Origin of the sequence: Saccharothrix obliqua, assembly GCF_019375475.1 — a bacterium.
Classification (GTDB): Bacteria; Actinomycetota; Actinomycetes; order Mycobacteriales; family Pseudonocardiaceae; genus Actinosynnema; species Actinosynnema obliqua.
Window position 1 is genome coordinate 173164 of the sequence record NZ_JAHXGQ010000008.1, and the last position, 22474, is coordinate 195637.

At 73.3% G+C, this 22474-nt stretch carries 14 protein-coding genes; 9 read left to right on the forward strand and 5 right to left on the reverse strand.

The genetic code is table 11. The features are described 5' to 3' along the window. The first annotated feature begins 163 nt into the window (after positions 1-163). On the forward strand, positions 164-1414 hold the full coding sequence (locus KZQ38_RS24525) for a hypothetical protein (protein ID WP_219444865.1): 1251 nt from the start codon (positions 164-166) through the stop codon (positions 1412-1414). 57 nt (positions 1415-1471) lie between these two features. Here the strand turns inward: KZQ38_RS24525 and KZQ38_RS24530 are convergent, their stop codons facing one another. The 3 genes from KZQ38_RS24530 to KZQ38_RS24540 form a co-directional block, all read right to left on the reverse strand. Beyond that, positions 1472-2275 carry an ABC transporter permease gene (locus tag KZQ38_RS24530; RefSeq protein WP_219444867.1) on the reverse strand — a complete coding sequence of 268 codons (804 nt, stop codon included), beginning with the start codon at positions 2273-2275 and terminating at the stop codon, positions 1472-1474. Next, entirely contained in the window at positions 2272-3222 is a 951-nt protein-coding gene (locus KZQ38_RS24535) for an ATP-binding cassette domain-containing protein (RefSeq protein ID WP_219444869.1), read from the reverse strand. The genes KZQ38_RS24530 and KZQ38_RS24535 overlap by 4 nt, the downstream gene beginning before the upstream one ends. 90 nt (positions 3223-3312) lie before the next feature. Beyond that, positions 3313-4551 (reverse strand): cytochrome P450 family protein, encoded by a 1239-nt coding sequence (locus KZQ38_RS24540; protein WP_219444871.1) that lies wholly within the window; start codon positions 4549-4551, stop codon positions 3313-3315. A 200-nt stretch (positions 4552-4751) separates the two neighbouring features. Between KZQ38_RS24540 and bioA the strand changes: the two genes are divergently transcribed. After that, the gene (gene bioA, locus KZQ38_RS24545) at positions 4752-6119 is read left to right on the forward strand and encodes an adenosylmethionine--8-amino-7-oxononanoate transaminase (protein ID WP_257902124.1); all 1368 of its coding nucleotides are present in this window, start codon (positions 4752-4754) and stop codon (positions 6117-6119) included. A 50-nt stretch (positions 6120-6169) separates the two neighbouring features. Here the strand turns inward: bioA and KZQ38_RS24550 are convergent, their stop codons facing one another. Continuing rightward, positions 6170-6904, reverse strand: a complete 735-nt coding sequence (locus tag KZQ38_RS24550; protein WP_308258575.1) for a thioesterase II family protein — start codon at positions 6902-6904, stop codon at positions 6170-6172. Beyond that, positions 6901-13518 carry a non-ribosomal peptide synthetase gene (locus KZQ38_RS24555; RefSeq protein ID WP_219444873.1) on the reverse strand — a complete coding sequence of 2206 codons (6618 nt, stop codon included), beginning with the start codon at positions 13516-13518 and terminating at the stop codon, positions 6901-6903. The genes KZQ38_RS24550 and KZQ38_RS24555 overlap by 4 nt, the downstream gene beginning before the upstream one ends. Before the next feature lie 114 nt (positions 13519-13632). On the opposite strand from KZQ38_RS24555, the gene fabD reads away from it, so the two are divergent. The 7 genes from fabD to KZQ38_RS24590 all read left to right on the forward strand — a co-directional run bounded on the left by fabD (position 13633) and on the right by KZQ38_RS24590 (position 22398). Next, positions 13633-15966: an ACP S-malonyltransferase gene (fabD, locus tag KZQ38_RS24560; RefSeq protein ID WP_308258576.1), complete on the forward strand. Its 2334-nt coding sequence runs from the start codon at positions 13633-13635 to the stop codon at positions 15964-15966. Positions 15967-16030: 64 nt separating this feature from the next. Beyond that, positions 16031-16975 (forward strand): DUF6039 family protein, encoded by a 945-nt coding sequence (locus tag KZQ38_RS24565; protein ID WP_219444874.1) that lies wholly within the window; start codon positions 16031-16033, stop codon positions 16973-16975. Positions 16976-16978: 3 nt separating this feature from the next. After that, positions 16979-18772, forward strand: coding sequence for a non-ribosomal peptide synthetase (locus KZQ38_RS24570; protein WP_219444876.1), 1794 nt, complete (start codon positions 16979-16981; stop codon positions 18770-18772). 1 nt (position 18773) lies between these two features. Beyond that, positions 18774-19736 (forward strand): chlorinating enzyme, encoded by a 963-nt coding sequence (locus KZQ38_RS24575; protein ID WP_219444877.1) that lies wholly within the window; start codon positions 18774-18776, stop codon positions 19734-19736. Next, a complete protein-coding gene (locus KZQ38_RS24580) occupies positions 19733-19963 on the forward strand; it encodes a phosphopantetheine-binding protein (RefSeq protein ID WP_219444878.1) in 231 nt (76 codons plus the stop codon). The genes KZQ38_RS24575 and KZQ38_RS24580 overlap by 4 nt, the downstream gene beginning before the upstream one ends. Beyond that, positions 19960-21192, forward strand: a complete 1233-nt coding sequence (locus tag KZQ38_RS24585; protein WP_219444879.1) for a beta-ketoacyl synthase N-terminal-like domain-containing protein — start codon at positions 19960-19962, stop codon at positions 21190-21192. The genes KZQ38_RS24580 and KZQ38_RS24585 overlap by 4 nt, the downstream gene beginning before the upstream one ends. A gap of 6 nt (positions 21193-21198) precedes the next feature. Continuing rightward, a complete protein-coding gene (locus tag KZQ38_RS24590) occupies positions 21199-22398 on the forward strand; it encodes an NAD(P)/FAD-dependent oxidoreductase (protein WP_219444881.1) in 1200 nt (399 codons plus the stop codon). The last annotated feature ends 76 nt before the right edge of the window (positions 22399-22474 follow it).

Genomic DNA, 22474 nt, shown 5'->3' on the forward strand with positions numbered 1-22474 from the left:
ACAAGACCACCGCGAAGAAGAAGCTGGTCGTCCGCAAGCTGGAGTCCGTCAAGGCCAGCGCGTCCGTGGCGTGCGGGAACCAGCCGGTCTGACCCTGAGATGACGGCGTGCGCGGGTGGGGTTCGCCCCACCCGCGCACGTCTTCCCGTGAGGAGGTGTCCCGGTGTCCCGGTTCCCCATGGAGGCGGCGGTCAAGGTCCGGCCGTACTCGTCCCGGCGCGAGGACGACTTCGCCGTCATCGGCGACGACCAGCGCCAGGTCTACCTGTCCATCCCGAGCGAGGGGCTCGACCTGCTGGAGTGGCTGCGTGACGGTGCCACCCTGGCGGAGGCGGTCCGCCGCTACGAGGCCCGTCACGGCGAGAGCCCCGACGCGGAGGCGTTCCTGGAAGAGCTGGCGGAGGAGGGTTTCGTCGCGCCGCACGACGCCGAGCTGGCGCAGGCGGGCGACGGCAGGCGCAAGCGGGTGTGGAACCTCGACGGGCTGTCGCCGCAGGCCGCCCGGAGGTGGTTCTCCGCACCCGTCGCCGTCGTGGCGGGCCTGGTGGTGCTCACCGCCGCGGTGCTCGCGTTCCTCGACCCGCGGGCGATACCCGGCTCGTCCAGCCTCATGTTCCAGACCCACTTCTGGGCCTACCTGTGGGTGGTCATCGCCATCGCCACGATCGGCGTGGTGGTGCACGAGCTGGCGCACGTCATCGCGGCCCGCGCCGCCGGTGTGTCCGCGCGCATGACCATCGGCAACCAGATGTACGCGATCGTGGCGCAGACCGACATGACCGGCATCTGGCTGGCGCCCAAGCGCGCCCGGTACCTCGCGCTGGTGGCCGGGATGATCGTCGACGTGGTCGGCGCGGCCCTGCTGTTCATCGTGGTGTGGCTGGACCGGGCCGGTGTGCTCACCCTGGCCGGGCCGGTGCGCACGGTGCTGGCCGGGGTGCTGTTCACCTACTTCATCCGGCTGCTGTGGCAGACGTTCGTGTTCCTGCGCACCGATCTCTACTACGTGATCGCCACCGCGTTGGACACCCGCAGCCTGATGGCCGACACGGGCGTGTACCTGCGCAACGTCGTCCGCCGCGTCCGGCGCAGGCCGTTGATCGACCAGACGGGCATCGGGCGGCGGGAGATGCGTGCCATCCGGATCTTCTCGGTGGTGTGGGTGCTGGGCCGGCTCATGTCGCTGGCCACGCTGTTCGGCCTCACCATCCCGCTGATCCTGTTCTACGGCGGCCGGGTGGTGGCGTTCTTCACCGGCGAGCCGATCAGCGGGTCGTTCACGTGGGCGGACATCCTGGCGTTCGCGTTGCTGACGTTCCTGCTGGACTTCGGCGGCATCGTGATGTGGGTCCGCGCGCTGATCCGCTCCAGCCGGGCCCGGCGGCGCGCGCCGGACCGCGTGCTCGTGGAGTGAGCGCGAAACGTCCGGACCGCCGCGGGTGGGCGGTCCGGACGTCGTGGTCGTGCGGGCTTACCGGCTCACGGCCTTCCAGTATTGACGGGTGGCGAGCGGGATGAACACGGCGAGCAGGACGACGATCCACAGCAGGGACGCGGCCACCGGGTGCTGCATCGGCCAGGCGTCCGGCCGCACCGCGTTGGCCGGCATGTTGCCGAACAGGTCCCGCAGCGCCTGCACGACCGCCGAGATCGGGTTCCACGCGGCGACCGCCTGGAGGACACCCGGCATGGTGTCGATCGGCACGTACGCGTTGGACAGGAAGCCCAGCGGGATCGCGATGGTGAACCCGGTGCTGCTGACCACCTCGGGCACGCGCATCGCCAGGCCCACGACCGCCATCAGCCACGACAGCGCGTACGCGAAGACCAGCAGCACGACGAAACCCAGCAGGGCGTCCAGGAACGACGTGCGCACGCGCCAGCCGATAACCAGGCCCAGGACCGCGGTCACCACGACCACCACCAGGTTGTTCACCACGTCGCTGGACGTGCGGCCCATCAGGACCGCGGACCGCGAGATCGGCATCGACCGCAGCCGGTCCACGATGCCGGTGGTGATGTCGGACGCGATCACGGTGCCGGTGTTCACCGCGGAGAACAGGACGGCCTGCACGAAGATGCCGTCCATCAGGAACTCCCGGTAGGACACGCCGTCGAGTTCGATCGCGCCGCCGATGACGAACCCGAACAGCAGGGTCATCATGATCGGCGCGACGGCGGCGTTCACCAGCAGCTCGGGCACTCGCAGGATCATCCGCAGGTTGCGCTTGGCCACCACGGCGCCCTCGTGGAACGCCACGCCCAGAGTGCTCATCCGCTGTACTCCTGGTCTTTGTCGGTGAGGGCGAGGAAAACGTCGTCCAAGGTCGGCGTGCGCACCGCCGCGTCGACCACGGGCACGCCCGCCGCGCGCAGGGCGTGCGCCCCGGCGAGCAGCGCGTCCACCCCGTCGTCCACGGGCACGCTGAAGTGGCGGCCGAGGTCGTCCACCACGACCGCGCCCGTGCCGACGCCCGCCAGCGCCGCCCGCGCCGCCGCCGCGTCGGCGCCCGGCGCGACGGTGATCTCCAGCCGCTCGCCGGCGACCTCCCGCTTCAGCTCGTGCGGCGTGCCGCGAGCCACCACGCGACCGCCGTCGACCACCACCACCTGGTCGGCCAGCCGGTCGGCCTCCTCCAGGTACTGGGTGGTGAGCAGCAGCGTCGTGCCGCCCGCGACCAGCTCGGTGATGGTGTCCCACAGCCCCATGCGGCTGCGGGTGTCCAGGCCGGTCGTCGGCTCGTCCAGGAACAGCACGGCGGGGGTGCGGATGAGCGACGCGGCGAGGTCGAGGCGGCGGCGCGTGCCGCCGGAGTAGTCCTTGACCCGCCGCCCGGCTACCTCCACCAGATCGAACCGGGCCAGCAACTCGTCGGCACGCGTGCGTGCGCGGCGGCGGCCCAGGTGCAGCAGCTCGCCCAGCATCTCCAGGTTCTCGAACCCGGTCAGGTTGCCGTCGACGGCGGTGTGCTGGCCGGACAGGCTGATCACCCGCCGCACCTCGGCGGCCCGGGTGACGACGTCCAGCCCGGCCACCTCGGCCCGGCCCGAGTCCGGTGTCATCAGCGTGGTGAGCAGGCGCACGGTGGTGCTCTTGCCCGCGCCGTTGGGGCCGAGCAGTCCGGTGATGGTGCCCTCGGGCACCACCATGTCCAGCCCGTCGAGCGCGGTCACCTCGTCGAACCTCTTGCCCAGCCCCTCGGCGACGATCGCGTCGGTCACGGAACTCCCTCCCTCGGGGGTTTCGGTCGGCAGTGGCCGGCGAAACCCCCGGTGGAGTTCCGTCGGCCGGATCTCCCAGCGGGAACGGCGTCAGTACGTGACCGGCAGGTCCACCACGCCGCGCAGGGTGAGGCCGGGTCGCCACGCGACGTCGTCCAGGTTGCCCGCCGGGCGCAGGTCGGGCATCCGGGCGAACAGGGTGTTCAGCGCGACCTGGCCCTCCACGCGGGCCAGCGGCGCGCCCAGGCACATGTGGGCGCCGCGCCCGAACGCCAGGTGCCGGTTCGCGGTGCGCCGCAGGTCGAGCCGGTCCGGGTCGGGGAACCGCGCGGGGTCGCGGTCGGCCGCCGCCAGCACCGCGATCACCATCTCGCCGCGGCTGATCGGCGTGCCCGCGACCTCGGTGTCCTCCGCGGCGAAGCGCGGGAAGCTGATCTCGATGGAACCGTGGTAGCGCAACATCTCCTCGACCGCGGACGCCGCGATGTCCGGCTGCTCCCGCAGCAGGGCGAGCTGGTCGGGGTTGCGGAACAACGCGAGCAGCATGTTGCCGATCAGGTGCTGGGTGGTGCCCAGGCCGCCGACCACCAGCAACGCCACCATCTTCAGCAGTTCGTCGTCGGTCATCCGCTCGCCGTCGGCCTCCGCGACCGCCATGCCGGAGATCAGGTCGTCGCCGGGGTTCGCGCGCTTGGCCTGGATCAGGGCGTCGAGGTAGCGGACGAACTCCTCGATCTCGGCCATCACCTCGGCGGGGCTCATGCCCTGCGGCGCGGACTGCGCGGAGGTCGGGTCGAGCGACAGCAGCAGCTCCGACCACAGCCGGAACCGGTCGCGGTCGGCGCTCGGGATGCCGAGCATCTCCGACATCACGGTCAGTGGCAGCGGCACCGCGAAACCCTCGACGATGTCGAAGGTCCGCTCACCGGAGGCGATCAGGTCGTCCAGCAGCCGGTCCGCGATGGACTGCACGGCGGGCCGCAACCGCTCCACGTACTGCGGTGTGAAGGCCGCCTGCACCAGCCGGCGCTGCCGGGTGTGCTCCGGCGGGTCGATGCTGCCCATGCTGCCGCCGAGCAACCGCAGCACGGCCTCGGGCAGCGACGGCATCTCCACGCCCTCGGGCACCACCGTGGGGCTGGTCTTGAACCGGTTGTAGTCGCCGAGGACGTCGACGCACTCCTGGTAGCCGGTGATCATCCAGACGTCCTGCCCGGTGGGCATCCGCACTCTGGAGATCGGTCCCGCCGCGCGCAACCCCGCGTAGGTGCGGTACGCGGTCGCCCGGGACTGCGGTGAGACGAGGTCGAGGTGTTCGGAGGTCGTCACGAGGCGTCCCCTTCTGGCGTCGAGAACAACGGCGGGGGCACCCCGGCCGCGCCAAGAGCATCGCGACCCGCCCGCCCGGCCCTCTGCTCACCATTGAGCAGTGCCGGGCGCTGCGCAGAACTGCGCAGACGCGGCGGCGCGGGAACCGTTGGTATTGCCCGAGCCTGGAACCCGACGATCCCACCTCGGAGCGCCGACGCATGGACGACAAGGACATGACCGAGACCGAACGGCTGCGGACGCTCGACCAGCAGCACGTGTGGCACCCGTACACCCCGACCGACGACTACCTCAAGGCCGAGCCGCTGGTGATCGACCACGGCGAGGGCGTGTACCTGGTCGACTCCGACGGCAACCGCTACCTGGACGCCGGGTCGTCGCTGGGGGTGAACATCCACGGCCACCAGCGGCGCGAGCTGAACGAGGCGATCACCGCGCAGGCCGCGAAGATCGCCCACACCACGCTGTACGGCATGACCCACCCCGGCGCGGCCGAGCTGGCCGAGCGGCTGGTGCGCCTCGCCCCGGAGGGCATCGAGCGGGTGCTGTTCCTGGAAAGCGGTTCCAGCGCCGTGGAAACGGCCATGAAGATGGCGTATTCGTACTGGGTGTTCAAGGGCGAGCCGCAGCGCAACAAGTTCGTCTCCATGACGGGTGCGTTCCACGGTGACACCGTCGGCGCGCTGTCGGTCGGCCAGATGACGATCCTGAAGAACTTCTACGAGCCGTTGCTGCGGCCCACGAGCGCGTTCGCGCAGCCCTACCAGTACCGGTGCGCGTTGTGCCGCAACAACTGCTCGCTGGCGTGCGCGGACACCCTGGAAGAGGTGCTGGAGCGCGAGGGCCACGAGGTCGCGGCCGTGCTGGTCGAGCCTCGCGTGCAGAACGTCAGCGGCATGGTGGTGGCACGCGACGGGCACCTGGCGCGGGTCGCGGAGATCGCGCGCGAGCACGGCGTGCTGCTGATCGCCGACGAACTCGGCACCGGGTTCGGGCGCACCGGCCCGATGTTCGCGTGCGAGGCCGACGGCGTGCGCCCGGACATCCTGTGCGTGGGCAAGGGCCTCACCGGCGGCTACCTGCCGCTGGCCGCCACGATGGCGACCGGCGACGTGTTCGACGCGTTCCGCGGTGACGGCAAGATGCTGCTGTCCGGCCACACCTACTCGGGCAACCCGATGGCGGTCGCCGTCGCGCTGGCCAGCCTGGACCTGTTCGAGAAGGACGACGTGATCGCCCACGGCCGCCGGCTGGGCGCGGTGCTCGCGGAGGAGCTGGCGAAGTTCCGGGACGTCCCGCACGTCGGCGACATCCGCCAGTGCGGGATGCTCGCCGCGATCGAGTTGGTCGCGGACGAGGAGACCCGCGAGCCTTTCCCGTGGGACCTGGGCGTGGCGACCCGCATCACCCAGCGCTGCCGGGAACTCGGCATGATCATCCACTCCGCGCCGAGCGACACGATCGTGATCGTGCCGCCGCTGGCGATGACCGAGGACCAGGTGCGTCAGATGGCGGGCATCCTGTTCCAGGCGACGTCGGAGGTCGTGGCCTCGTTGGCGAACTCCTGACCCGTGCCCGCCGAGCCCGGCCCGCCGCGCGTGGGCCGGGCTCGGCGTGTTCAGGGGTCGGTGAGGTCGGTGCGCAGTGCCGCGGTCAGCGCGGCGGGCGGGCCGGCGTGGTAGAAGTGCCCGCCGGGGAACACGCGCAGGCGGAACGGGCCGGTGGTGACCTCCGCCCAGCGCCGCATCTCCGGCACGGAAACCTCCGGGTCGGCGTCACCGGTCAACGCCGACACGGGGCAGTCCAGCACCGGGCCGGGCAGCGGGTGGTACGTCTCGTTGACCGCGAAGTCCGCACGCAGGCCCGGCAGGAACAACCGCATCAGGTCCTGCTGGTCGAGCACTTCACGGGGCGTGCCGCCCATCGCCGCCACGGCGTCCAGGAACTCGTCGTGCGCCAACGGGTGCAGCGGCGCGCGGCGTGCGGGCAGGTGCGGTGCGCGCCGACCGGACACGAACAACCGCAGCGGTGGGCGCGGCGCGGTCGTCAGCCGCCGGGCGACCTCGTAGGCCACCACCGCGCCCATGCTGTGCCCGAACAACGCGTACGGCCGGTCCGCGTGCGCCCGCACGGCGTCCGCCAGCGGCGTCACGATGTCCGCGACGGTCGTCAGCGGCGTCTCCCGCAGGCGGGTCTCCCGGCCCGGCAGGACGACGGCGCACACACCCACCTCCGGCGCGAGCGATCCCGGCCACGCCCGGAAGAACCCCGCGCCGCCACCCGCGTGCGCGATGCAGTACAACAGCACGGGTGAGTCCGGTGTGGACGGTGGTTTGAGCCACGGGTCGGTCACGCGTCCTCCGCGGGTTTCGGGGCCCGGAGCACGACGTGGCCCACCGAGCCGGTCGCGCCGACCGCGTTCACCAGCGCCCGCAACGGGGTGCCGGTCCACGGCGTCGGCTCGGTGACGAACCGCACCGGCAGACCGGCCAGGTCCACCAGAGCGCTCGGGCGGTCGGACAGCAGGGTGGGCGCGAGCGTGCCGTGCCGCAGCTGCAACAGCACCTTGGTCAGCTGCGCCAGGCCCGAGGCCGCCTCGGCGTGCCCCAGGTTCGGCTTCAGGGTGCCGATCGGCACCGCCGGCCGGTCGGCGAACAACCGCCCGACCGCCGCCACCTCGGCCGCGTCGGAGAACGCCGCGCCGGACGCCGCGCACTCCACGTAGCCGATGTCGGCCGGGGTCAGGCCCGCCTGGTCCAGCGCCCGGGTCAGCGAGCCGGTCAGCGTCGCGACGTCCGGCGTGCCGAACCGGCCGGACCCGCCGGTGTGCCCGACCCACGCGCTCTCCACGACGCCGTGCACGGTGTCGCCGTCCGCCCGCGCGTCGGACAGCCGGCGCAGCAGCACCGCGCCGACCGCCTCACCGGGCGACCAGCCGCCCGCGTCCAGCGCCCGGCCCGGCACCTCCGCGACCAGGTCCAGCCCGCGCAGGACCGACGCGTGGTAGGGGTGCAGCAGCAGGTTCGCCGCGCCCACCACGGCCGCGTCGCAGTCACCACGACGCAGGCTCTCCACGGCCAGCGCGAGCGCGGTGAGCGACGAGGAGCACGACGTGTCCACGGCCAGGCTCGGGCCGCGGAAGTCGAACACGTGCGACACCCGGTTCGCGACTTCGGAACCCGTGCCGGAGATCCGCGCCGAGCCGTTGGCCCGCCACCGGTCGCTGCCGACCAGGCGGTGGTCGTGCCACATCAGCCCGACGAACACGCCGACCCTCCCCAGCGACGCGGCCGTGTGGCCCGCGTCCTCCAGGCAGCCCCACACCACCTCCAGCAGCAGCCGGAGCTGGGGGTCCAGGGTGGCGGCCTCCGCGGGCGCGATGCCGAACACCGCGCTGTCGAAGGACGTCACGTCCCGCAGGTAGCCGCCGGGCGGCCCGTCGCCCCGCGCGGCGGGCGGCGGCGTGATCGAGCAGCGGCCGTCGACCAGGTTGCGCCACAACGCGTCCAGGTCGTCCGCCTCCGGGTAGCGACCCGCGACACCGACGACCGCGACCTCCGGCGGCGTGGCCGGCGCGTGGTCCACGGCCCCGCCCAGGAAGGACTGGAGGAACACGTGGTCCGGTCCGAGGCACAACGCCCGGCGCAGCGGCTCCTCGGCCACCGCGCCGACCGGGCACAGCCCCAGGCCGTGCGGCGCCTGGCCGGACATCAGCAACTGGCCCAGGTAACCGGCTTCGAGCGCGAGGAACCGGTCCGCGTCGTCGCCGTACAGCGGGCGCACGGCCTTCGCCTGGCCCACCAGGTGCAGCTCGAACGCGGCCCGGTCGCGCACGGGGCGGTTGTAGACGAAGTGCGCCGACCGCCCCAGCTCCGCGCCCGCCGAGATCCGCCGCAACGCGTGCTCGTCCGGGTGGTAGTAGTACACGCCGCCGGGGACGCCGGAGACCCGGCCGTCGAGGACGTGGACGTAGACCTGCACGCCGTAGGTGTCGCCCGCCGAGGGGTACAGCCGCCGTCGCCGGTCGCCGTCCGGTAGCGGGCGCAGGAGGGCGAGCAGGCCCGTCAACGCGGGGAAGGGCACGGGGTCCGGCCGGAAGTCGCGGCGGCTGCCACGCCACCGGTACAGGTGCTCGTCCGGCCGCTCGTCGGGCAGGGGGAGGGGCGTGCCGTCGTCACGCAGGTCCCACCGGGCGTCGGCGAACGCGGCCCGCTCGGTCGCCGACAGGACGTCCACGGCGAGCGCCGGAGCGGCTTCCACCGCCTGCTCCGGGGCGGGCGACTTCGCGGCTTCCGACTTCGGTCGCGGGTCGGGCGACTCCGCCCGTTCCGCCTCCGGTCGCGGGTCGGGCGGACCAGCCGGTCCTACCTCCGGTCGCGGGTCGGGCAGCGTCTCCGGTCGCGGGTCGGGCAGCGTCTCCGGTCGCGGGTCGGGTAGCCCCTCCGGTTGGGGCGCGGGTCCGCCGACAACCGTCGCGACATGCGCCGCGATGCCGTCCACGGTGGGGTTGTCCAGCAGCACGGCCACCGGCACCCGCGTCCCGAACCGCTCCTGGAGACGGGTCGACACCTGCACCATGGTGAACGAGGTAGCGCCCTGGTCCCACAGGTCGACCGACGGGTCCACCGCGTCGCCGACCAGTTCCGCGACCAGTTCGGTGAGCGCCCGGCGCAGGTCCTGGTCGGCGGCGGGCACCGGGTCGGGCTCGCCGGGTGCGGCCGGTTCGGCGGTCGGGGGCCACGGCAGGGCGTCGCGGTCCAGCTTGCCGTTGGCGGTGGCGGGCAGGCGGTCCAGGAGGACCACGTGGTTGGGCACCATGTAGTCCGGCAACGCCTCGGCCGCGTGCGCGCGCAGCTCCTTCGGCCCCGGCGTGGCACCGGGTGCGGGCACCACGTAGGCGACCAGCTTGCGCTCCCCGGCGTCGTCACGCGGCACGACCACCGCGTCCCGCACGGCGCCGTGGGTGCGCAGCCGGTGCTCGATCTCGCCCGGCTCCACCCGGAACCCGCGGATCTTCACCTGGTGGTCGGCACGGCCCAGGAAGCGGATGTTCCCGTCGGGGAGGAAGCTCGCCCGGTCGCCGGTGCGGTACATCAGCGCGCCGCCCGGTTCGAACGGGCACGGCACGAAGCGCTCCCGCGTCAGCTCCGGCCGGTTGAGGTAGCCGAGGCTGAGCACGTCACCCGCGATGTACAGGTCGCCCTCCCGACCGATCCGGCACGGCCGCAGGTCGTCGTCGAGGACGTAGTACCGGGCGTTGTCGATCGGTTTGCCGTAGGGGATGCTGCGCCACGACGGGTCGACCTCGCCGACCCGGAACCAGTTGGACCACACGGTCGCCTCCGTCGCGCCGCCCAGGCTGATCAAATCCACCCGGGTGAAGCAGGCACGCAGCTCGGCGGGCAGGGTGAGCGGCGTGTAGTCGCCGCTGAGGAACACCAGCCGCAGGTCCGCCGTCCGCGGGTCGCCGCGGTGGGCCGCCATCAACGGCACGACGTGGGCGAGCGTGGTCGGCGCGGAGTTCCAGAACGTGATCGGCTCCGTCAGCAGCACGTCCAGCAGCAACGCCGGGTCGCGCTGCTGCTCGGCGTCCGCGACGTACACCGACGCGCCGTACCCGAGCAGGCCGAGCAGGTCGAACACCGACAGGTCGAACCCCAGCGACGTGACGCACAGGCCGACGTCGGCGGGGCCGAAGCCGAACGTGCGGCGGGCCCAGTGCAGCAGGTTGTGCACCGCGCGGTGGTTCACCGCGACACCCTTGGGCCGCCCGGTGCTGCCGGAGGTGAAGATGACGTAGGCGGTGGCGTTCTCGTCGGTGACGGGCTCGGGATCGGGTTCGTCGGCGTCACCGAGCCGGTCGGCGTGCACCAGCGGCAGCCCGGCGGCGGGTGGCAGGTCGGACGTGGTGACCACCGCGACCGCCCCCGCGTCGGTCAACATCGTCGTGGCACGGGCATCGGGCAGCGACGGCTCCACCGGCAGGTACGCGCCACCCGCCTTGAGCACGCCGAACACGGCCGCCACCAGCAGCGGACCGCGGGCGAGGCGGATGCCGACCACGGATTCCGCGCCGACACCGGCGGCTCGCAGGCGTGCCGCGATCCGGTTCGCGGCGGCGTTCAGCTCGCGGTAGGTGGTGACGCCACCACGACCGCGCACGGCCACCGCGTCCGGCCGGGTGCGGGCCTGCTCCTCGAACAGCAGGTGCACCGGCCCGTCGTGCGGGAAGTCCGCGGCGGTGTCGTTCCACGTCCGCAGCACGAGTTCCAGCTCGGCGTCCCGGTCGTCGGCGGACCACGCGGCCTCGTCCGCGCCGAGCCCGGCCAGGATTTCCCGGTAGGTGGCGAAGATCCCGTTCAGCGCGCCATCGGGCACCGCGCCGCGCACGGCGTCCCAGAAGACGTGCAGCTCGTCGCCACCCTCGTCGATCGCGATGCAGTCCAGGCCGACATCCGGGGTGCAGGTCAGCCACGGTCCCGCGGTGACGCCCTCGGGCAGGGGCGCGTCACCCAGCTCCAGCAACCCGGTGCACACCACCGGGAACCCGTACGAACCGGTCCGCCGCTTGCGGAGCACGACCGTCCGCAGCTCGGCCAGCCCGGACGCGGCGTCGGCGGCGGTGTCGCCGGTGAGGACCGCGTGCGCCCGCCGGGCCGCCTCCTCGAACGGCAGGCCCGGTTCGGCGCGCGGCACCCAGCTCAACGCCGTCACCTCGGCGGGCCGGAACCGCTCCACCGCTTCGGCCCAACGCACCACGGGCACCGCGAAGTCGTCGGTGAAGTGCGTGGCGAGAGCTTGGGTGAGGGCGGTGACGAGCACCGCGTCGAGGCTGATCCCGCGGTGCCGCGCCCGTTCCCGGCAGCGCGACCAGCCGGGCACCACCGCGGTCAGCCGGGTTCGTGGACCGGACGTGGCGGCCAGCGGCGGCCCCGGCGGCAGCGTGGCGAACCGCTCCCGCCAGTGGGCGCGGTCCGCGTCCGAGTGCCGCCGCCCGGCGACCAACTCGGCGTAGGGCGCGGCGTGCAGCGATCGCACGGCCGGGTCGTGGTACCGGCGCAGCAGTTCACGCATCAGGAGGTGGATGCTGCGCCCGTCGGCGACCAGCAGGTCCAGTGCCATGTGGACGGTGGTGCCGATGTCGTCCTTTGTCACGCGGATCTCGCCCTGCGGCAGCCTGCCCAGCGGGTAGGCGCGGCTGACCATGTCCTGCTGGACCTCGCCCGTGGAAACCGGGATGTGCCAGCGGTCCGGCACGGTGTCGTGCACCACCAGCCTGCCGTCGTGCGTGACGACCGTGCGCAACACCTCGTGGTCGGCGAGCATGGCCAACCACGCGGCTTCCAGGCGTGGCAGGTCGAGGTCGTCGACCCGGAAGCCGTGGCAGACCTGGCAACCCGACCACGGGCCGACGCCGTCACCGGTGCGGGCCACGAAGTACGCCTGCTGGAGGTCGTTGAGCGGTCGGGGATCGGTGGCGTCGCCCGGCCACAGCCAGCGCAGGGTGTTGACGAACCACCCGAGCACACCCGCTACGACACCCGGCCGGAACGCGCTGTCCACCACGTCCCAGCGGATGCCGAGCGCGCCGTCCCGCTCGGCGACCTGCGCGTCGAGCGTGACGCCGGTGGTCTGGCTGAGCGCGTAGGAACCGTCCGCACCACCGCCGCCGATGTCGATGAGGCTGGTGAACACCACCGGGAGCGAGTCCGGCACCCGGTACTTCTGCGCGCGCATCGCACGCAGCGCGCTCACCCCGGGCACCGCCGTGTGGTCGAGGTCGCGGCGCAGCCTCTCGTGGACCCGTTTCGCCGCTTCGGTGAGCGGGAGGTCCGTGGTCGGCTCAGCGACGAAGACCGCGGTCGACGTGAACGGCCCGACCACGGTGTCCGCCGCGGTGGGCAGGATCAGCCTGCTGTTGGTGGTGAGCACCAGGGAGAACCGCGGGTCGGCGCACGCCCGTTGCAGCGCCTCGGTGAACACGGTCAGCACCAGGGAGGTCGGTGAGACGCCGAGGTCGGCCGCCAACCGCCGCACGGCGCTCCACTCGCGCGGGGTCAGCTCGGCCGTGTAGGGGGTGCGCACCCCGTCCGGCGGGGTGTCGGCGGCGGGCAGGGCGGGTCCGGGTGGCAGGTCGCGCAAGCGGTCCACCCAGTAACCCAGGCTCGCGCGGCACGCGTCGCCCGACCGGTGCTCGGCGAGCGCGACCACCAGGTCCCGCACCCCGAACCCGCCGCCGGGCAGCGCGCACGCCGGGTCCTCGTAGGTGGCCCACAGCTGCTCCACCAGCAGCTCCAGCCCCGCGCCGTCGGTGATCAGCGCGTCCACGCTCAGGTGCAGCACGCCCGCGCCGTCGGCGGTCCGGGACACCGCTACACTCCACAATGGACAGTCCGTGTCCAGGTAGGCGCGGTGTGACAGCTGATTTCGTACGGTCAGCACGTCGTCGTGCACCGGCATCGACCAGTCCGGTGGGTCGGGCATGATGCGCTGCGTGCCGTCCGGGGTCAGCACCAGGCGCAACGCGTCGTGGTGCGCGACCAACCGGCCCCAGGCGGCGCGCAAGCGCGTCACGTCCAGGTCGGGCACCGTGAACTCGCGGTACACGTGGCAGCCGATGCCGTCGCCGAGGCTCTTGCCCAGCAGGTACGCCTCCTGCAACGGGGAGAGCGGGAAGGGCTGGTGACGTGCGCCCGGCGCGGCTCGCACCGCCGGCCGCACACCGGCCCGGCCCAGCGAGCCGACCGCCAGCGCGGCCAGCTCGCGCGGGTCGCGGCACGTGCGGACGGCGTCCATGGGCAGCTCGGCGCCGAGGGCCGTGCCGACCTCCAGCAGCACCCGCGCGGCGGCGAGCGAGCCGAGGCCGAGCGTCGCCAGCGGCGTGTCCGCGGCGACCGGGGTGTCCGGTGGCAGCACGCGCGCGAGCACACCGAGGATCGTCGTGGTGGCGTCTGCGTGGTCGTCCATGGGCTCCCCGCTGCGACGGCGGACGGTGTCGTCGCACGCTAAGCGGGCCGGTGGACGCCGTGCTGCTCAACCTTGGGCAGCCACGGCGTGGTGCGGCGCTGGACAGTCCAGGTCGTGTCCACGCCGAAGACCGCATGGGTGTTCCCGGGGCAGGGCGCGCAGCGCAGGGGGATGGGCGGCGACCTGTTCGACCGCTTCCCCGAGCACCGCGCGACCGCCGACCGGGTCATCGGCGTGCCCGTCGCCCGGTTGTGCCTGGAGGACCCGGACCACCTGCTGCGCGACACGCGTTACGCGCAGCCGGCGCTGTTCGTCGTCAACGCCTTGAGCTACCTCGCCGCCGAGGCCGGACCGCCGGACTTCTTCGCGGGGCACAGCCTCGGTGAGTACAACGCCCTGTTCGCCGCGGGCAGCCTCGACTTCGCCACGGCGCTGGAGCTGGTGTGCCGACGTGGCGAGGTGATGTCGCGCGCGGCGGGCGGCGGGATGGTCGCCGTGATCGGCGCGGGCCCGGACCGGCTGCGTGGCCTGCTCGCGGACGCCGGGGTGGCGGACGTGGACGTCGCCAACGACAACTCGACCACCCAGGTCGTGCTGTCGGGCCCGCTGGACTCCCTGGCCGCCGCCACGAAGGCCGTGCGTGCCGCCGGTGCGGCCCGCTGCGTGCCGCTGGCGGTCTCCGCGGCGTTCCACTCCCGGCACATGCGGGCCGCCGCGCGGGAGTTCGAGGACGTCCTGGCGGACATCCGCTTCGCCCCGCCCCGGGTGCCGGTGTTCTCCAACGTGACCGCCCGCCCGCACGACCCGGGGCTGATCGGGGACATGCTGGCGCTCCAGGTGCGCAGCCCCGTGCGGTGGCGGGAGACCATGGACCGGCTGGCCGCGGCGGGCGTGCGCGAGGTCCGCGAGTTCGGACCCGGCAGGGTGCTGACCGAGCTGTGGCGCGCGGTGGGGGCCGAGCCGTCCGGGTCGGGGGGAGTGCCGGGGAAGCGGTGCGAGGTGCCGCCGGCGGCGGCGGCGAAGCGTGCGGCTCCGCCGCCGGGGCCGGTGGCAGGTGTGGTGCGCGGAGCTGCGGTGCAGGCGGAGTCCGGGAGCGCGGGTGCGGGCCTGTCGGGGCCGGAGAGCCTCGGGGACGCGGCGTTCCGCGCCGACTACGGCGTCCGCTGGTCCTACCTCACCGGGTCGATGTTCCGCGGCATCGCCTCGGTGCGGCTGGTGGAGCGCATGGGCCGGGCGGGGCTGCTCGGGTTCTTCGGGGCGGGTGGTCTCCGCTACGACGAGGTGGTGGCCGCGGTGCGGGCGCTCGGCTCGTCGCCGGGACCGGGGCGGTTCGGGGTGAACCTGCTCGCCATGCCCGACCACCCCGCCCTCGAAGCGCGGCTGGCCGACCTGTACGTGCGGGAAGGCGTCCGGTACGTGGAGGCGGCCGGGTTCACCGATGTCACGGCGCCCCTGGTGCGGTTCCGGTTCGCGGGCGCCCGGTTCGCGGCGGACGGGACGCCGGTGGCCGCGCGGCACCTGGTGGCGAAGGTGTCGCGGCCCGAGGTGGCCGCGGCGTTCCTGCGCCCGCCGCCACCCGCCGTGCTGGCCGCCCTGGTGCGGGACGGCGCGCTCAGCCGCGAGGAGGCACGCGCCGCCGAACGGCTGCCGGTCGCGGGAGACCTGTGCGCCGAGGCCGATTCCGCCGGGCACACCGACGCCCGCTCCGCGCTCACCCTCGTGCCCGACCTCGCCCTGCTGCGTGACCGCGTGGCGGCGGAGCACGGGTACGCCAAGCGGATCCGGGTGGGTGCGGCCGGCGGGCTGGGCACGCCGGCGGCCGTGGCCGCCGCGTTCGTGCTCGGCGCGGACTTCGTGGTGACCGGGTCGGTCAACCAGGCCACCCCCGAGGCGGGGACCTCGGACCTGGTGAAGGACATGCTCGCCGCGGCGGGCGTGCAGGACACCGCGTACGCGCCCGCCGGTGACGTGTTCGAGAGCGGCGCGCGGGTGCAGGTGTTGCGCCGCGGCACGATGTTCGCCGCCCGCGCCAACCAGCTCCACCAGTTGTACCAGCGCTACGGGAGCTGGGAGGAGGTGCCCGAGCAGGTGCGGGCCGGTGTCGAGCGCCACACGTTCCGCCGCCCGTTCGCCGAGGTGTGGCGGGAAACCACGCGCCACCACCGGGAAACCGGCCGCGCCGGACTAGTCGAGCACGCCGACCCCAAGCGCCGCATGGCACTCGCGTTCCGCTGGTACTTCGCCCACACGACCGCCGCCGCGCTGCGTGGCGACCCCGCCGAGCGCGCGGGTTTCCAGGTCCACACCGGACCGGCGATCGGCGCGTTCAACCGCCTGGTGGCGGGCACCGGGCTCGCCGACTGGCGGCTGCGGCACGTCGACGTGATCGCCGAACTCCTCATGCGCGGCGCGGCGGACGTGATCGCCCGGTCCCGTGACCACAAGTGAGCAGAGCGGCCGGCAACACCGTCATTAGCGTGGCCACGCACCCACGACAGCCAAGGAGCGTTCGATGACGACAACATCGAGTCCGCCGTTCGTCCTGCCGACGGCACAGGACCAGACGACGATCGCGCGGGACGCGATCCTGCACTCGGGCAACGCGGGTGTCATCGTGGAGCGCGTCGGCCAGTTGCGCGCCGAGTTCCGCTCCGAGGGCAGGCAGTTCGCCCGCGAGCTGTCGGAGTACATCAACAAGAACTACGCCGGGATCGTCACGGTCTTCGTCTACGAGGAGACCTTCGGCACCAAGGACCGGCTGCACTGGCTGCTGCACATCAAGTCCCTGCACGCCTACGAGACGCTGATCCGGATGGGCACGCAGGACGCGGGCTGGCGCGACATCGTGCTGCGGCAACGGGTACCGGCCGAACGCGGCGGCGGCTCCTGGGACCGCCTGTTCCTCGACGGCGCCCTGCACGAGACGGTGCTCATCCCGTCCGCGTTCGGCATGTACGGCACGTCCGAGTCCACCCCGGACTCCGTGTCCAGCGCCGACGACAGCCCGGCGACGTTCGTCGTGCCCACGGCGTCGGCGCAGACCTCCGTGCCGGTGGAGCAGCAGCTCAACTCGGCCGACTGCGGCATCGTGATGCACCGCGTCGGCGAGCTGAAGTACGAGTACCGCGCCGAGGGACGCGCGTTCGCCCGCGCGCTGTGCGAGAGCTGGAACAAGGTCCTCGCCGGGCACGCCACGATCTACCTGTACGAGGAGGCGTTCGGCCGGTCCGACCGCATCCACCACTTCATCCACCTCAAGTCGCTCAGCTCGTACTACACGCTGATGGGCGTGCGGGCGATGAGCGACCCGGAGACCCGCGAGGTCTTCACGCGGCAGTGGATCCCGGACGAGAAGGGCGGCGGCGGCTGGGACCGCATGTTCGTCCAGGGCAGCCTGACCGACCTGGCGCTCACCCCGCAGCACTGGGGTATGTACGCCACCAAGACGGAGGAGTGACGCATGGCCTCCACCGACTGCCTGCACGAGGCGTTCGCCCGCCGTGCCGCGCTGGTGCCGCGGCGGGTCGCGGTGAGCTGCGGTGACGACCAGCTCACCTACGCGGAGCTGGACGAGAGGGCCGCCGCCCTGGCCGCGCGGCTGCGCCGGTGCGGCGTGGGCCGCGGCGCGCGGGTCGGCGTGTGCGTGGACCGCTCCGTGGACCTCATCGTCGCCGTGCTCGCCGTGCTGAAGGCCGGCGCGGCGTACGTGCCGGTCGACCCCGACAACCCGGCGGGCCGCGTCGCGTTCGTCCTCTCCGACAGCGAGGTGGCGCTGACCGTCGCCGTCATCCGCACGGCGGACGCGCTCGCCGACTGGGCCGGACCGGTGCTGTGGAGCGACGCCGACGAGGGCGACGACCCGGGCGTGGTCGAGTTCCCGCCCACCGCCGCGGAACCCTCCGACGTCGCCTACGTGATCTACACGTCCGGCTCCACCGGCACGCCGAAGGGCGTCGAGGTCGAGCACCGGTCGGCGGTCGCCCTGGTGGAGCAGGTCGGCGAGCTGTACGAGGTCGACGAGTTCGACGTGTGGACCATGTTCCACTCCATCGCTTTCGACTTCTCCGTGTGGGAGGTGTGGGGCGCGCTGCTGTTCGGCTGCAAGCTGGTCGTCGTGCCCGCGCAGGTGACCCGCACACCCGCGCTGGTGCTGGACCTGCTGCGCCGCGAGCGGGTGACCGTGCTCAGCCAGACGCCGTCCGCGTTCCGCGGCCTGGTCGCGGCGGACGCGGCGGCCGGGCCGCCCGCGGAGTTGTCCCTGCGGCTGGTGGTGTTCGGCGGTGAGCGCCTGGACGTCGCGGTGCTCGCGCCGTGGATCGCCCGCCGAGGCGACGACTCGCCCGCGCTGGTCAACATGTACGGCATCACCGAGACCACGGTGCACGCGACGCACCGCCGGATCACCGCCGCCGACCTGGCGCACCCGGAGGTGAGCCCGATCGGTCACGCGCTGCCCGGTCTGCGGGTGGAGCCGCGCACCGGGGAGGGCCTGCCCGTGCCGCCCGGCGAGCCGGGTGAGCTGTTCGTGTCCGGCACGGGCGTGGCGCGTGGCTACCTGAACCGGCCGGAGCTGACCGCCGAGCGGTTCGTGGTGCTGGACGGCGAGCGCTGGTACCGCTCCGGTGACCGCGCCGCCCTGGTCGACGGCGGCCTGGTGTACCTGGGCCGCGTCGACCGCCAGCTCAAGGTCCGCGGCTACCGGGTCGAGCCGGGCGAGGTGGAGGCCAGGCTGCTCTCCTGCGCCCGCGTCGGCACCGCCCTGGTCACCGCCCGCGATTTCGGCGACGGTGACGTGCGCCTGGTCGCCTACGTCGCGCCGCCGCCCGCACCGGACCCGGTGGCGCCCACCGAGGCCGAACTCACCGCCGCCGTCGCCGACCTGCCCGGTTACCTGCGGCCGTCCCGGTTCCACGTCGTGGACGACATCCCGGTCACCGCCCAGGGCAAGGCGGACCTGGCGGCGCTGGTCGCGCTGACCGAGCCCGCCGAGGTGGCCGAACCGGTCGACGGCTCCGCCGCCGCGGTCGTGAAAGCAATCGTGGACGAGGTGTTGTTGCGGGACGTGCCGCCGGAGGGCGACCTGTTCGACCACGGGGCAACCTCGCTGTCGCTGGCCCGGATCATCGCGATGGTCAACAACCGCTTCGGCACGGCGCTGACCGGCGCCGAGCTGGACGAGCCGACCATCGCCTGCCTCGCCGACGTGGCCGGGCCAACGCGCCGTCCCGGCGCTCTTCAGGAAGTGGGAGGCTGACATGGGCGACTTCGGGCTCACCGAGCAGGAGTTGGCGCAGTTCCACCGCAACGGGTACTTCGGCCCGTTCGAGGTGTACGAGATCGAGGAGATGAAGGCCCGGTGGCGGCGCGAGCGCCTGCGCCTGCTCGACCGCGCGCACGCGGCCTACCGGGGTGACACGGCCGAATCCGGCAACACCAACATCGCGAACTACGACCGGCACCTGGACAACGCGTTCCTGGCCGACCACATCTGCAACCCGCGGATCGTGGACCGGGTGTCCAGCGTCCTCGGCCCGAACGTGCAGTGCTGGCGCTCGGAGTTCTTCCCCAAGTACCCCGGCGACGAGGGCACCGACTGGCACCAGGCGGACACCTTCGCCAACGCCTCCGGCAAACCGCAGATCGTGTGGCCCGGTGACGCCAAGGACTTCGGCGGCACGATCACCGTCTGGACGGCGTTCACCGAGGCGAACGAGGAGACGGGGTGCCTCCAGTTCATCCCCGGCACGCACCGGACGATGTTCTACGACGAGACCAAGCGGATGCACTACGACCCCGACAACATCAACAACCTGGAGAAGGAGGGCGTCCGCCGCGGGTTCTTCGGCTACGACTACCGCGAACTCCAGGTCGACCCGGACTGGAAGCCCGACGAGAGCAGGGCCGTGTCCATGGTGATGCGGCCCGGTCAGGCGATCATGTTCTGGTCCACGCTGATGCACGCGTCGCTGCCGCACGCCGGTCGCACCGACGAGATGCGCCTGGGCTTCGCGGGCCGGTACGTGCCCACCTCGGTCGACGTGTACCCGGACACCGACGAGATCGAGGAGTACGGCGGCTCGGTGTCGCTGGAGCGGTGGGGCACGGTGATCGTGGCGGGCGGCAACGACAACCCGCGCAACCGGGTCGCCACCGAGACCACGCAGGGCCACCCGTTCACCACGCGGGTCCGCCCCGGCCTCGGGGTGAACCGGGTGTGACGGTCTTCGAGGCGGTCAAGGAGAGCCTGCTGGAGGTCGTGCCGGAGACCGACCCGGCCGCGGTCGTGCCCGGCCGGACGCTCCGGGAGCTGGGCTGCACCAGCATCGACCGGGCCGAGGTGGTGACGCTCGCCATGGAGCGGCTCGGCGTGGTGGTGCCGATCTCGGAGTTCCAGGACGTCAACGACCTCGACGCGATCGTCGCGCTGCTGGCGGAGCATCGGTGAGCGCGCCCGCGGTGGTGGGCACCGGGATCGTCTGCTCCCTCGGCGCGGACGTGCCGGCGTTCACCGCCGCGCTGCGCGACGGGCGCAGCGGCATCACCCGCGCCGACGGGGTGCTGTGCGCGCCGCTCGGCGACTGGTCGTTCCGGGCGGCGGTGGACGACGTGCCGGAACCGCTGCGCACCAGGGCGTTGCGCGCGGCGGGCCGGTCACCGCGGCCGGTGGCCGCCGCCGTAGCGGCGGTCGTGGAGGCGTGGGTCGCGGCCGGGCTGCCGGACGTGCCGGGCGACCGGGTGGGCGTCGTGGTGGCCGGGCACAACCTGACCGACCGGTACGCGCACGACCTGCACGAGTCGTACGCGCACCGGCTGGACTACCTCCCCGCCCGGTTCGCGTTGCACGCCCTGGACACCGACCACGTCGGCACCATCAGCGAGGTGCTGTCCGCGACCGGCGAGGGCTACACCGTGGGCGGCGCGTCGGCCAGCGGCAACGTGGCGATCGTGCACGGCGCGCGGCTGGTCGCCGCCGGGGTGGTGGACTGCTGCGTGGTGGTCGGCGCGCTCACCGAGCTGACACCGCTGCACCGCAGGGGTTTCACCGCGCTGGGCGCGCTGGCCGCGCCGGACGGGGACCCCGCCGGTGCGTGCCGCCCGTTCGACGCGGACCGGCGGGGTTTCGTGCCCGGCGAGGCGGCGGCGGCGCTGGTGCTGGAGTCCGCGGCGTCCGCCGCGCGGCGCGGCGTGCCGGTGCGGGCGCTGGTGCCGGGTGTCGCGCTGGGGCTCGACGGCAACCGGCTCGCCGACCCGAGCGCGGCGGGCGAGGCCAGGGTGATGCGGGCCGCCCTGCGCGCGGCGGGCGTCGAACCGGGCGAGCTGGACTACGTCAACGCGCACGGCACGGCGTCCCGGCTCGGCGACGAGACGGAACTCGCCGCGCTGCACGCGGTGCTGGGCGACGCGGTCGCCCGGCCGTGGGTCAACTCCACCAAGGGGTTGACCGGCCACTGCCTGGCCTCGGCGGGCGTGGTCGAGGCGGTGGCGACCGTCGCGCAGCTCGCGGGCGGGTTCGTCCACCCCAGCGCCAACCTGGCAAACCCGGTCGACGACCGCGTCCGGTTCGCCGGGGCCACCGCGCGACCGGCTCGGCTGGACCGGGCGCTGTCCAACGGCTTCGGCTTCGGCGGCATCAACTCCGCCGTGGTCTTCGCCGCTGTCCACAACGGAGGGTGAGGACCCATGTACGACGTCATCGTGGTCGGCGCGCGCTGCGCGGGCGCGCCGACCGCACTGCTGTTCGCCCGCCGCGGCCACCGGGTCCTGCTGGTGGACCGCGCCCGGTTCCCGTCCGACAAGCTGTCGACCCTGTACATCCAGCAGCCCGGCGTGGCGCGCCTGGCGAAGTGGGGCGTGCTGGACGCGGTCCGCGCGTCCGGTTGCCCGCCGCTGGACCACGTCGTCTACGAACTCGGCGACGTCCGGGTGGAAGGCTGTTGCAGCGGCGTCGACGGCCACCGCGCCGCGTACGCGCCACGCCGCGACGTGCTCGACGGCATCCTCGTGGACGCGGCCGTCGCGGCGGGTGTCGAGTTCCGCGACGACTGCCGCGTCACCGAGCTGTACCGGGACGGCGACCGGGTGGTGGGCGTGCGGTGCGAGGGCCCGCGCGGCTCGTCCCGGGAGGACGCGGCGCTGGTCGTCGGCGCGGACGGGATGCGGTCCGCGGTGGCCGACCTCGTCGGCGCTCCCGTGACGACGGAGCACCCGCCGCTCACGTGCGCCTACTACACGTACTGGCGCGGGCCGAAGACGCACTTCGAGATGTACGAGGGTGGCACCGGCTGGGTGTCGGCCGTGCCGACGAACGACGACCTGGTGCTGGTCGCCGCGTACGCGCCGCAGCGCCGGTTCGAGGAGATCCGCCACGACGCGCTGCGGTCCTACCTCGACCTCGTGCGGGACAACGCGCCCCAACTGTGGGCACAGGTGGAGCGGGCCGAGCGGGTGGGCAGGCTGCACGGCACCGGCGACCAGCGCAACTTCTTCCGGCGCGCGCACGGTCCCGGCTGGGCGCTGGTCGGCGACGCCGGGCACCACAAGGACTCGCTGACCGCGCGCGGCATCGCGGACGCCTTCATGCAGGCCGAACTCCTCGTGGAGGCGGTCGGCGACAGCACGGGCGACCGGGTGCGCCAGGACGCCGCCGTCGCAGAGTACGACCGGCTGCGCGAGGAGCGGTTGAGCGAGAACTACGCCGCCACGCTGCTCATCGCGCAGGAGGGCGCACGGCCCAAGCGCCGGGCGCTGCTCGGCGCGGTCGGCACCAGCCCCGACCTCACCACCCGCTACTTCGACGCGGTGGCGGGCATCGTGCCCGTGCGCGAGCTGTACACGCCGGAGCTGATGGCGCTCATGGCCGGCGCCACGTCGGCGACCTGAGCCGCTGCCGCCTTTTGAGCAGACACCCGGGTACGGCTTCGGAGAGCGTCTGGGGCGTGGTGCCCCCTACCGCACC